Annotated in this window: 10 protein-coding genes; 3 read left to right on the top strand and 7 right to left on the bottom strand. The window is 48.5% G+C overall.

Going from position 1 to position 12,296, the window contains the following annotated elements; all coding sequences use genetic code 11:
* Positions 1-830: 830 nt before the first annotated feature.
* On the bottom strand, positions 831-2,354 hold the full coding sequence (locus ACYQ15_RS00195; protein WP_459935531.1) for a hypothetical protein: 1,524 nt from the start codon (positions 2,352-2,354) through the stop codon (positions 831-833).
* 731 nt (positions 2,355-3,085) lie between these two features.
* Between ACYQ15_RS00195 and ACYQ15_RS00190 the strand changes: the two genes are divergently transcribed.
* A complete protein-coding gene (locus ACYQ15_RS00190) occupies positions 3,086-3,787 on the top strand; it encodes a metallophosphoesterase family protein (protein ID WP_459935530.1) in 702 nt (233 codons plus the stop codon).
* A gap of 861 nt (positions 3,788-4,648) precedes the next feature.
* On the opposite strand, the gene ACYQ15_RS00185 is transcribed toward ACYQ15_RS00190, so the two are convergent.
* From ACYQ15_RS00185 to ACYQ15_RS00160, 6 genes are all read right to left on the bottom strand, one after another.
* Positions 4,649-5,926 carry a Y-family DNA polymerase gene (locus tag ACYQ15_RS00185; RefSeq protein ID WP_459935529.1) on the bottom strand — a complete coding sequence of 426 codons (1,278 nt, stop codon included), beginning with the start codon at positions 5,924-5,926 and terminating at the stop codon, positions 4,649-4,651.
* Positions 5,927-5,928: 2 nt separating this feature from the next.
* Complete coding sequence (locus tag ACYQ15_RS00180) at positions 5,929-6,609, bottom strand: SOS response-associated peptidase (RefSeq protein WP_459935528.1); 681 nt, start codon at positions 6,607-6,609, stop codon at positions 5,929-5,931.
* 422 nt (positions 6,610-7,031) lie between these two features.
* Positions 7,032-8,039 carry a 2-hydroxyacid dehydrogenase gene (locus tag ACYQ15_RS00175; RefSeq protein ID WP_459935527.1) on the bottom strand — a complete coding sequence of 336 codons (1,008 nt, stop codon included), beginning with the start codon at positions 8,037-8,039 and terminating at the stop codon, positions 7,032-7,034.
* Positions 8,040-8,225: 186 nt separating this feature from the next.
* Positions 8,226-8,564 (bottom strand): hypothetical protein, encoded by a 339-nt coding sequence (locus ACYQ15_RS00170; RefSeq protein WP_459935526.1) that lies wholly within the window; start codon positions 8,562-8,564, stop codon positions 8,226-8,228.
* A 30-nt stretch (positions 8,565-8,594) separates the two neighbouring features.
* On the bottom strand, positions 8,595-9,122 hold the full coding sequence (locus ACYQ15_RS00165; RefSeq protein WP_459935525.1) for a hypothetical protein: 528 nt from the start codon (positions 9,120-9,122) through the stop codon (positions 8,595-8,597).
* Positions 9,123-9,160: 38 nt separating this feature from the next.
* Entirely contained in the window at positions 9,161-10,180 is a 1,020-nt protein-coding gene (locus tag ACYQ15_RS00160) for a helix-turn-helix transcriptional regulator (protein WP_459935524.1), read from the bottom strand.
* Between the two features lie 222 nt (positions 10,181-10,402).
* On the opposite strand from ACYQ15_RS00160, the gene ACYQ15_RS00155 reads away from it, so the two are divergent.
* The gene (locus ACYQ15_RS00155; RefSeq protein ID WP_459935523.1) at positions 10,403-11,386 is read left to right on the top strand and encodes an ARPP-1 family domain-containing protein; all 984 of its coding nucleotides are present in this window, start codon (positions 10,403-10,405) and stop codon (positions 11,384-11,386) included.
* Between the two features lie 14 nt (positions 11,387-11,400).
* The coding region (locus ACYQ15_RS00150; RefSeq protein WP_459935522.1) for a T3SS (YopN, CesT) and YbjN peptide-binding chaperone 1 at positions 11,401-12,296 on the top strand (896 nt) is incomplete at its 3' end.

The raw sequence follows: 12,296 nt of genomic DNA, 5'->3' as shown, positions 1-12,296 counted from the left end.
TGCGTCGTCGCTAGTCCTGTGGATCATTCTATCTGAGAAATCGAAATATAGGATAATATATCAATGGTGCCGTAATCCAAAAAAGCTCCTCAAAAGTTTCTGAGCGTTGAGGGCAAACGGTCACTATGGCTTGTAATGTGGCAAAGAGTCCGTGGGCATGTCTTCCTTGGCATACATAACACGCACTGATCAAGGGAAACGGGATCACGGCCCAAAAGAAGCTAACGCAAACAGGGACGGGCCATCTCAGGATTGTGCCGTGGTTCGGCAACTGCTTCTATGATCGCCTTGACCGCCTCCTGACAGTGGTTGTGGAGTTGCTGCGTGAGGGCAAACAGTTGGTTAACTCGGTTTGAAGTTCTGGCAAGCGCAGGTTATCCTCTGCATTCCGGAGCTTGATCGCTCCTGGAGCGAGTAGCAACACGTTATTATCATGTGTTTTTCAAGTTGTTTTCATGTTGATTGTTCAGGCTCAGGAAATATTAAATACTTGAAATAAAAGGTGATTATGAAATAATATTCATGTTGTTTTTGTGTTGTTATCATGTTGTAAACGTGTTGAAATCTTATTGGCTAGGCTTCGAGCAAGAAAAGCAATTCCCTTTTGTGGGTGGCCACGAGGCACCGAACAGGCTGACAGAGGTGGGAAATATAGTGTCCACGAAACACGCGGGAGATTACGAAGCGAAGGATTGACCCGCGTCGATACAATTGAATTCTGCACATCTACATGAGTACTCTGATTCCCCCCGGAACAGCCATTTGCTGTTCCGGGCTTTTAATGTTTAAAAAAAATGTCGATTTCGTTTATAAGTCTTGATAGTAGCAATTCAGTTATCAAAATATGATTTATCACCTTGAAGCCAAAATTTTTGCAAGTTTCTACCGTCCAGCTCACGAACCTTTTTTGCCTCAGAAGCTAGTAATTCATCAACCTTATTAGCAACAACTTTTCCATCGACAACAATTAAATATCTGTTTTCATACAGATGATCACAACCAAATTTACACAGAGGCATAACTATATTAATATCTAATCTTTCCTTTTCTGTACAATATCTTCTTTTCTTTTTATGAGCAGCAACAATCGAATCTCTCATAAAATTCTTACCACAAATTGCACAGCGCACATGGTCCTTGCCGCTAAAAATATAATCTTTCAAGATAGACTGTTCTCTCCTTATTTTTGATTTCGAATTAATATCACTTCCTTTGTTATAGATTTTACTCAACCTCTTATTGTATTTGATACGCAATATTTCTCTCGTACAATTATTATATTTTGAATTTCCAACAAAACTATACATATGCGAGCCTTTACCTAAAGATTTATCAACGTAAACGAGCGGTGAAAAAAACACAGCTTTGTTGATATATGGTATCGTATATCCATTTGTTAACAAGTAATCACGAATTTCCGCATGTGAGACTTGTTCTTTTTCTTGTAAGTAATCCACCACAGACTTCTCGATATCACATAGCTCTCGAATCTCTCCCAAATAATGCGCACCATTATTCTTAATCGTAAATTTTTTGGATGTTCTAATGTATTCTTTGATTACTCTTCTAGGCGGATATGGGTATTCACACTTTCTGCCATGCAAAGCTTTTTTATAACAATCTGAAAGCTTTTCATAATCTACAACATCTACAACACCGAATAACTTTGAGCTATAATTATTTAATGTGTTTTCTCTATTTTCTAATATATACCACAACCCTTCGCCTTCTTCTAAACACCATGCATTTTCAGACTTTTGAATAAGAAGACAAATTAATCTATACATCTCGTTGTCAACAAGGTAATTCTTTAAATAGTTGATATTAGCTATGCCGCATTGCCCAGGCAACTTAACAACTAAGCTATACAAACCTTGCATTTTTTCAATTATTTTATCTGATATTACAAATGTTTTATCTACATTATCAATAATTCTTCTTGATGATTTTTGCAAATCACAATCATATATTTCATACTCATGATCAATTTTTAAATCACTAAAAAGATTAAGAAGTCCACGTATGCTAAAATTGTCTCCAACCAATCCCGTTTTCTTTATATTTTCCATTAGTTCAGAGCACACCCAATAATCTTTGCTAGATATCAAATCAATGATGTGATAAACAGAAGGAATTTTATATGTATTCGTTATTGAGCGAGCATATCTGTTCAAGATAATCCTGACTGCTTCTTTGGTACCTATATCGAACTTACTTTTTGTCACATCGTAGGTTGGCCAGGCTTGATCTCGGAATCCATAGTGATACGCAACTAGCTCAAAATTACGATCCTTTTTACTATCTTTTCTTGAGTTTTCCATAATGTAATCTCTAATTTCTTTTTCAATAGACATGTTCAACCTCCGTGTTAATGTTAATATTTATAGAACACCCGGCCTCATCTTATCATACTTGTTGCATTATGTCAATAGTAAATTTGTACTTCTATTTTATATTTATTTTTTTTGCCATATTTACAATACATAACTTATCAAATTATATATAAAACATTATTTTTTTATTGATTATAAATTTCAAATTTTATTTTTCATATAGCGCTTTCACAAGCGCAATGCTCTTATGTTCTCTGTGTATAATTATCTGTGAGCAAATTTTATACTTATGAGTCTGAAATGAACCATTGAATAAATTAAATAAAAAAGATTATACCGCACACATATTTACGATGCTCAGAATTTTTTAGCATTGGAAAATTATATTTTTCAGCAGCTGTTCTTAGCAGACCAAGATAGGCAAATTCTGAATGTGATCCTTCACATAGTCCGATCTATAAAAGCACAGTCAAATATTTTAATTCTTTATATTTTTTTGAAAACCAAACGTTGAGACATTCTTGAATTTTGGGGAGGAAGGTCAGTGAGTTGATTGATGCGGTCTTGTGACTTAATCTTTGTTCGAAGCAGATGACGAAATACTTCTTTGGGCAAGCTGACAGGATACCAAGTTACTGCCCTCCATTCACACAGCTGCTAAACATCAACGGCATTTCCAGAAATTACTCTTGAACAAAAACCTTTAGCCCTTAGCTGCTGCATTACATGATTCACATCATTGTGGTGATTTTATGAGTAAAATTGCAATAGTCGGGGATCTACATGAGTATTTTGATCTTCTGAACTACTTTATCAATCAACAAGTCCCTGACATCATCATTCAATGTGGTGATTTTGGATACTTTCCCGAAAAGCATTACCCCGCGCTTCGGGTCCCAAATACACTTCCAGACGGTCGACGCGTTCCGATCTATTTTTGCGATGGCAATCACGAGGATTTTTCAACACTATTTTCAGAATGGCATGCTGCCGGTAGCAAACTTGAACCTTTTGAGATAGCTCCGGAAGTCTACTGGATGCCTAGGGGAAGCGTGCTTGAACTGCCTAACGGTGAAAGAGCGTGTTTCTTGGGTGGGGCCAGGTCAGTAGACAGGCCATATGGAACGGAAGGAATTAATTGGTTCAATGAAGAATTGTTGACAATGGAAACAATAAAATTGCTGCCTTTTTTGGCTGATATTGTGATATCACACACCGCACCGAATTTTTTTGACATAAATAAATACAACAGCCCTCATTTCGATGAAGGTTGGGATATGACTGATGATACAACAAGAGATGTTCTTGATGAAGCTTTTTTGCGCTTGCGCCCGAAGAAGTGGTACTTCGCTCATTTCCATTTTCACATGACGGGAAAATATCACGACTGCGAATGGATCGCGTTGTCAGATGCCACACTTTCCGGCCGGGGAAGTTGGTGGGCTTGGCATTGACCGACGTAAGGGTTGATTCAGTCAGGGGGTGTTGGCGGCCACCACTATAGAGCCACCTGAGGGCCGGTCTAATGAGTCCAGTCGATGGCCGCATTAATAGAGCCACTTTGTTGATCGAACCGTCTTCTCCGATCTTCCCAACCTGCTATCACCCTCCGAATTCAACAAAGGAGGAGTATGATGGCAAACAGGAGGTTTCGGTGCACGAGACATGCGATGTCATTGTCAGAATGCGGCTTGGGGAGACGGACCGTCAAATAGCCAAGGATGGTCTGATGGGACGAAGCAAGGCTTCGAGGTTACGCGCCTTGCTAGTGAGCACGGATGGTTGGAACCAGGGGCGGATATTCCTGCTAATGACGTTATTGACGAACTTTCCAAACCCGGAGGGGAAGCAACAATGTCGGAACTCACTGGTAAAGCCTTACGCAACTCAGGTTCTGCAGTGGGCCAGCTTGGGCATCTCCGGGGTAGCCACTCATCAGTGCTTGGTGCGTGATCATGGCTTTATCGGTGCGTACAAATTAATGAAGCGATTTCTTCAGACGCATCAGCCAGGACCTTCGGCCATGATCTTTCTGGATTTAAAGGCGGAGAGGCGGCTCAAGTGGACTTTGGATCTCTGGCCTGCGCCTGATGGATTGGGTAGTAGGGAAAGAGATCAAGACGTTGTTTTTCGTGATGACTATGGCCTTTAGTCGGCACCAATATCTGGAGAGTTGCTTTATGGAAGTGGAGCCTTCCTGAAGCAATTGCCCCAGTGCACTCGAAGATCGTAACCGACGAGCAGACGAGCAGGCGCTGTCAGTCCTGGTATGATTGGGTTGGGATGCAGATTCGCTTCTGCATTAACGACCTCCATTAACTTACCCTCGGCAACTCCTTCCAGTTCGTCGTGTATCTCGGACTCAGGTGGGCCTGACGCATAACCCAGCGCTTTCCCGTGCCTTCCGATCCGAGTCGCATTGTCATTGAGCCCCATTTGGCATTGATCCGGTCCATGGTGTCCATCACCGCCTTGTTCCGTGCGCGTTCTTCTTGGGGCGGGTCAAACAGGTGCAGTCGACGGCCCTGTTCGCGTTCGATGCCAAAAACCATCACCCCAGCTTTGCGGTATTCGTAGCCCGGCTTGAAAATCTGCTCCAAGGCTCTCAGGGACGCCCGGATAATGTCCGGCGTGTAGCATGAGGACACGGCCAAGGAGACGGTGGCTGCGTTGCTGTACTGGGGCTTGTCCAAACGAAAGCGATCCGTCAGCACAAAAACCTGGACCTGTCCAGCTACGCATTCCTGAGCGCGAAGGCGCTCCCCTACTCTAGCCGCATACCCGGAAAGAATTTGCTCAAGCTGCTCCTTGTCCGTGACGGCTTTGGCGAAGGTCCGTGAGCAGACGATGCTCTTGGGTGTAGCCACTGTCTGTTCAAGTGGGATGCATGGGATGCCCTGAAGTTCCAGCAGAGTGTGCATTCCGCAGACGGTCATCCGTTTTCTCACCCAGTCCTTGTCCAGCTTGCTGAATTGCAAGGCATTACGAATGCCAAACTCTCGTAGCTTCTTGCTGTATCGCCGCCCGATGCCCCAGATGTCTTCAATGTCGATGCCGGCCAGAATGCGGTCCTGATCAGGATAATCCACAAGGCTGAAAGCCCCGCCATGCTCCGGCTGCTTTTTGGCCACCCGGTTGGCAACCTTGGCCAGAGTCTTGGTCGGGCCGATGCCGATGGACACCGGGATGCCAGTCCATTGCAGAACAGTAGCCCTGATCTTGCGAGCCAGTTCCAGGGGGTGGTCGTGCATCAGGTCCAGGTGCAGGAATGCTTCGTCAATGGAATAGATTTCCATGTCCGGCGTGAACCGGGAAACCGTATCCATGACCCGCCGGGACATGTCCCCGTACAGGGCGAAGTTGGAGGAAAACACGTAAACGCCGTGCTTCCTGAACAAGGGTTGGAACTTGAAGGCCGGCGCGCCCATGGGGATGCCCAAGGCTTTTGCTTCGTTGGACCTGGCAATGACGCATCCATCATTATTAGACAGGACCACGATGGGCTTGCCCCGCAGCTTGGGGTTGAACGCCCGCTCGCAGGAAGCGTAGAAATTATTGCAGTCCATCAGGGCGAAGATCTTCGAAGGTGGCATGTTCAGCCTTGAGTGGCATTCTGTTGCAGAACCGGAGCGATGCATTCCGGATCGTTGTTTTTCGGGCTGTTTATCCTGGGGCTAATCGGCATCATCAAGGTGTGCATGGCGTTGAAGGGTTGAAGTAGAGCGTCGATCTGAACCCGAGGATTATCAAGCCATGCTTGATAATCCTCGGGTCTGATGATCACCGGCATTCGGTCATGGATGACCGCCACAGTCTCGTTGGCATTGGTGGTCAGGATGGCGCAGGAGTCGAAAACCTCACCCGTCGCCGGGTTCTTCCAGGACTCCCAGATTCCGGCCATGGAGAATAGTTCCAGGTTCTCGAAGCCAATCAAGTATGGCTGCTTTTTGGTTCCTGACTTCTTCCACTCCAGGAACCCGTTGGCCGGGATTAGGCAACGTCTGTGCTGTATGGCGGAACGAAAAGACGGCTTGTCCCAAACCGTCTCGGACCGGGCATTGATGCACTTCGTAGCTTTGGCCAGATCGCGGGTCCAGGATGGAATCAAGCCCCACTTAAAGCGGGCGAGTCTGCGGCCAGAAGCATCTTGGTGCACCCCCATAACTTCCTGCCCCGGCGCAATGTTGTAGCTTGGCAGGATTGGCTCTCCGAGCGTGGAAAGGCCGTAGTGTTCATGGATGATCAAGGTGACCCACAGGCCAAATCGTCCGCACATATTGCAAGCTGTCTCTTCCAGTGCTTTAGGGCATCTAACTAACCATAATCAAAATATTTTTTTACTTCGCTGAGACTGCGTTTCCCAAACTTTGGCAATCAAAATCCAAGTATGCTCCCAGGACCGCGAACAAAAATCTACAAAGGCATCAAAAGTTTCGGAGTTGAATGCAAACGATTTTCCGGGCGTGATTTGTCCGACAAAATGATGAAAAGGGTGGCTATTTTTAACTTTGCTCATCCAAAAACCCTTTTGCCTGTCAAAACAGCTGAATCAGGGCCTTCTATTGTTGCGTCTGAAGTCTAACCGCCCTTGATAGTCTCATTTATTGTCTGCGTGAAGCGGATGATGGCGATGCCCCACACTGGACTGTGTGGCTTCAAATGGCGTGATTCACCATACCGCAGGGCAGAGCTAAATGATCAACCCTTGACCCGCTCTTGAATAACCAAATGGATATTGTCTCCGCCTGTTTGAAAGGCGGTGATGTTTTCAAGAGTGGTTTCAGCGATGTTGCGCAGGGCCTCTTCGGTGAAGAAACCCTGATGTCCGGTGATCAGGACGTTGGGAAAGGTCAAGAGCCGAGCAAACACATCATCCTGGATCACCTCGTCAGATAGATCCTCGAAAAAGAGGTCTGCTTCCTCTTCATAGACATCCAGGCCCACGCTGCCGATTTTGCCGCTTTTCAGGCCGTTAATAAGCGCCCGGGTATCAACGATGGCTCCCCTGCTGGTATTGATGATCATCACCCCTTTGCGCATTTTGGAAATGGCCTCACCGTTGATCAGATGACGTGTTTGAGGAGTCAGCGGGCAGTGCAGGCTGATAATGTGGGAGCGTTCAAACAACTCATCAAGCTGGACGTATTTCATGCCGAGTGCTTGGCATTCTTCCCTGGGATGGGGAGAATATCCAAGCAGATCACATCCGAAGCCGGACATCAGCCTAGTAAAGATCGACCCAATCTGTCCGGTGCCGATGACGCCCACTGTTTTCCCGTGAATATCAAATCCCAAAAGCCCATCCAGGGCGAAGTTTCTTTCGCGGACGCGGTTATAGGCCTTGTGAATATGCCGGTTCAAAGACAGCACAAGGGCCAATGTATGTTCTGCCACGGCATGAGGTGAATAGGCAGGCACCCTGGCAACTGTAATATTGAATTCCTTCGCCGCCTTCAGGTCGACATGGTTGAATCCGGCGGAACGAAGCGCCAGGAGCTTTACTCCACCTTCAGCCATGCACTGCAGGACGGTTCTGTCCACCGAATCATTGACAAACACGCAGACCGCGTCGAACCCACGGACCAGAGAACAGGTTTCCGAGGTCAGCCGTGTCTCAAAATAGCGCAGTTCATGGCCAGCCTGCTTGTTTGCATCGTCCAGAAATACCTGGTCATACTTTTTGGTGCTGAATACGGCGACGCGCATCACGTACCTCCCGTTTTAGATTCACCGAACGCGGGTGCTTGTATTTTATTCCCAGAGAATGACTTGACACCTTGTTTGTTGAATTTGCTGATGAAGAGGAACTAACCGGCCGGAAGATTTCCGTATCTTGTGCATTCCCAATGGCATCTTTTTGTATCTCGCGCGATCCGGAAAATGCCACGAAAATCATGGCATATCCCGCATAATCCCCAGAAGAAAATCGCTTGTTTCATTGGTGAAATGATCAAGATGCTCCTGGGTCAGCAGCTTGTTCTGGCAAAGGTTGATCAGTGTCATATGCATGGACGACCGTCGCCAGTCGTCGAAACATTTGCTGATTGCCTGATCTGCATTTTTGATTTGCTTGAAGGCCTTGAGATACCGCTCATGCTCCGTCAGTCCCTGTTCCCGCAGAATGCCCATGGTCTCGGCATTGATCCTTCGGCATAATGTCTGAAGAAGGTCATCACGTATCGCAAAGAGATACTTCCAGTCCTGTTCCGGGATTTTCCTTGTCATCTGCATTCAAGCCTTCCCTTTGAATATTCATTAAAACTACCTGTACTGCAAGACATTCAGGCTGCCCTGGATGTTTCTGTCCGGTGACCACTGCGACGACAACCTGGAATAGACCGCAACGCAGACCTCAATGTCCATCATGTAGTTATCGATGGCCGACAACTGGGTCAATATTGACGATCCCCGGAAAACGGACAGAACCAGTTTGGGCAACGCGACGGCGCGGCATTTCTCGTAAAGCATCTTCCGCTGGGCTTCATCGAAACTGTCATACATCTCCAACCGGTCGGATGTCGCGGAATTGTTGAGCGATTTAATCAAATCCACAACTTCCTGATCCTTGACCACATGCACGGCGATCATCAACAGGGCGTCTTCAAGCATGTCTTCTACCGTGGGAATCCAGACAATCTTCCTGTTCCTGGCGCACTGGAAAAGGTTCTGTTCCACCAGCAACCAGGCCGGCCTGCTGTTTTCTGAAAGAAAAAGGTAGTGACTCGGCCCGATGCCGTCGTGATTGGGATGCCCGGAACCGATCAGGATTTGTGCGGTCATTGCGCCCATGAAGAGTTCTCCTGTTTCGACGTCTGATTGTGGACCTGCTACTCGCTTCCCTGTTCCGCCAACGGATATAAGGCATACATTCGCGCGACTTCCTTCATGATATCCTCTTTCACGTCCTTCGGCCTGATCAATTCCGCATGACCGCCGAAGCCCAGTACCCAGGAGACCACCTCGGGTCTGCTCTGGGCGGTGAATTCCAGCACCACTGACCCGTTCTTGCGTTGGGTGCACTTCTGATCCTCGCTCCAGGTGCGTTCCAGAACATAGTTTGCCACCTCGGGGCTGAACCTGACTGTCACGCGGAAAGGGGTTTCGCGCTGGAATCCGAAGTATCCGTCGTTGGCCTGATCCGCATGGTGATCATGTACCCTGATGGTCGGAACGACATCCTTGATCCGATGCACGCACAGGGTCATGGGGTTGACGATTTCCGGCCTGCCCTCGTGTGGTACCTTGAACCCGCTGACATACAAGGCTTCGCGATAGGAAACCATGCGCAAAGGCGCGAAGCTGTGGCATTTCTCCGGTGAAGCTGGTGAGGCCTGGTAAACGACGGTGCAGACAACCTTCTCCCGAATGCACAGGAAGAGCTTTTCAATGGTTTCCTGATGCGGCGTATAATCGATGGAGCCCTTGACCATGGAACGGGCCATGGAGATCAAGGCTTCAGATCGTTCCTGCATGTCCGGCAGCAGAACCGTGGACCGGGCAATGGTGCCCTCGATCTCGTCGCGCAACCCCTTGGGCAAGAGGTGCATGACCATGTCCCGGCACAGCACCAGATGCTGGATCTGTTCCGGCGAAAAGGACACGCAGGGTTTTGTTCGAGGGGCTTTGGCCCGGTACCAGCGCTGCCCGTCGGAGGCGAGCCTGCTTTCAATTTTGACCTCCCTGCTGCGCTCGATGCTTTCCATCATCCGCAGAACGGTCTGCTTGGAGCAATTGAGCATCGTGGCCAACCCGGTCAAGGAATATTCCCTCCCAGTGAACAGCAAGGCCCCGAAGAGGCCAAGAAGCTTCTGGGCCGGCTTTGCGAACTGATCGTGTTTCGGCGGCATGATCCCCCCTTTGTGGTGGCGTGAACATGACCGCTAATCACCCTCAAGTGCAAGCATTTTTTGAGGGTCCAAATCTCTTTTTTTGACCCTCATGCAACATCTTGTCGTTCTGGAATAAAATAATTTTGGTTCCGTTCCTGATTATGGAACAGGGGCAGTGTAAATTTTATCTTCCTCGGAAGTATGGATTCCGTTGATGAACAGAGCCAAAGGGAGAGGGAGATGGAAACGATCAAGAAAAAATTGTCGTCGTTTGAGCTGGGAGATGTTGTTGCATTTCAAGGATTGGCAATGGTTCCGCTCTTCGGCGAATCAACCGACCCTGACTACCTGCTTCTGGAAGAGGCCCTGAAGTCCGGCTGCGCCCATGTGGACGAGGTTTCGGAGTCGGGCAACGTCAACCAACTGCTGTTCGTCAACCACTGCGAACGTCCTGTGCTACTCCTGGATGGTGAGGAGATCCGAGGGGCAAAACAAAACCGCGTGATGAACCTGACCATCCTCGCATCTGCCAAAAGTGAAATGAAAATTCCCGTATCCTGCGTTGAAGCCGGAAGATGGCGACATGACGGGATGGACTTCGCTCCGACCAGACAAATGCATTTTGCCGAAGGCCGCGCGGCCAGAATGTCTCAGGTGTCCGAGAACATCAGGACCAGCCGGTCCAGGCAGGCGGATCAGCGAGATGTGTGGGACAACATCTCCCGAAAGATGGAGCGCATGTCCTTGCATTCCCCTTCCGCGGCCATGGCTGATGCCTATGCGCAATCCGAGGATCTTCTAGAAGGCTATGTGTCAGCGTTGCCTGCAGTTGAAAACCAGGTGGGCGCGGTTTTCGGGATGCATGGCAAGGCAGTCGGTTTGGAATCTTTCGACAGTGCCCAGACCTACGCAAGACTTCATGTAAAGATCGTACGCAGCTTTGCCATTGACGCCCTGGAACGTGGGGCCAAGGACCAAGAGCAGTTTGCCAACGACCAAGCTGCAGCCTTTATCAAGGAGATCATTGAATCGTCCATGGAGGCATTCGATGCCCTGGGGCTTGGTCAGGATGTCCGGATTACAGCCAAGACCGTTAGAGGCGGTATTCTTGTGGCAAATGATCGTGTCCTGCACCTTTGCGCCTTCAGAGCGACTGACGGTGCACGAGGTAATGGCCGCGGCTCCAGGCTGGTCAGGAGTTCCCAAAGAGGTCAAAGGCATTGAGCAAAGGAGGGTTTATGCAACAGCGGCTGGAGAAGAATATTGATGCGGCGCAATGCGTGCCGTCCGTCTGGACGGCTTTTGCCGAAAACCTGGCCCAGGTGCTCGCGGGATTGCAGGAGGACCAGTACCTGATTCTTGAAGCCAAGCGATCCAACCGGTACATCCAGTTCGCCGGCCAAGGCGCGTACGGGCTGCGGATGGAAACTACGAGCAATCACTACCTTTTGAAGTCCGATCAGCTTACGGAACAGCAGATTGCCCTGCTCACGGAAAATGGCTGGAACAGCCCGACAAGGACCCCGGAGGCATTGCCGGAAGATGATCCCGGAGGCTCGCCGAATTTTTTCATCGATCACCCGCTGCCCGTGGCGTACAATACAGTAGCGGACCTGACGGTCAGGACATTTGATGCGATCCTTCGGGTGACCCATCCTGGCTGGCTTGAATATGACGCTTTCGACGCGGACCGGAACTCCCTGGCCTTCCCCAACCTGAAAGTGAAGCGCAAGACACGTCCAGCGGACAAAGACCCGGATCAAATGCGCCAACGGCTGTTGTCCGCTGTTCAGGGGTGTACAAATCTCAACGATTTAGCCTTTGATCAGGACGGGGATATCGCCATACGTGTCGGCACCGCCATCGTCTTTGTCCGGTACCAGGCCGACCCGCCTTTGGTGCGGATGCATTCGCCGTTGGTTCTCGGCGTCGAAGCCAGTCCAGCCCTGTTAGCCCGCCTCAACGAGTTGAACAAACGCGGGTACCTGCACTTCTTTTTGGACCAAGGCAGAGTCGTCGCGGCAGCGGATGTATATGCAGCCCCGTTCGTAGTCGAACATGTTGCTTGGACATTGAAGACATTCTTCAACATTGTTGATGATGTCGACGACCTTCTTGTCTGCGAGTTTGGAGG

The sequence above is a fragment of the Desulfonatronum parangueonense genome, from assembly GCF_054656975.1.
The sequence above is the reverse complement of the archived record's forward strand: the minus strand, read 5'-3'. Positions and strand labels throughout refer to the sequence as shown.

Bases quoted from the DNA above. Each gene is read 5' to 3' on its own strand.
- ACYQ15_RS00195 (WP_459935531.1), bottom strand. From the start codon at position 2,354: ATGTCTATTGAAAAAGAAATTAGAGATTACATTATGGAAAACTCAAGA.
- ACYQ15_RS00190 (WP_459935530.1), top strand. From the start codon at position 3,086: ATGAGTAAAATTGCAATAGTCGGGGATCTACATGAGTATTTTGATCTT.
- ACYQ15_RS00185 (WP_459935529.1), bottom strand. From the start codon at position 5,926: ATGCCACCTTCGAAGATCTTCGCCCTGATGGACTGCAATAATTTCTAC.
- ACYQ15_RS00180 (WP_459935528.1), bottom strand. From the start codon at position 6,609: ATGTGCGGACGATTTGGCCTGTGGGTCACCTTGATCATCCATGAACAC.
- ACYQ15_RS00175 (WP_459935527.1), bottom strand. From the start codon at position 8,039: ATGCGCGTCGCCGTATTCAGCACCAAAAAGTATGACCAGGTATTTCTG.
- ACYQ15_RS00170 (WP_459935526.1), bottom strand. From the start codon at position 8,564: ATGCAGATGACAAGGAAAATCCCGGAACAGGACTGGAAGTATCTCTTT.
- ACYQ15_RS00165 (WP_459935525.1), bottom strand. From the start codon at position 9,122: ATGGGCGCAATGACCGCACAAATCCTGATCGGTTCCGGGCATCCCAAT.
- ACYQ15_RS00160 (WP_459935524.1), bottom strand. From the start codon at position 10,180: ATGCCGCCGAAACACGATCAGTTCGCAAAGCCGGCCCAGAAGCTTCTT.
- ACYQ15_RS00155 (WP_459935523.1), top strand. From the start codon at position 10,403: ATGGAAACGATCAAGAAAAAATTGTCGTCGTTTGAGCTGGGAGATGTT.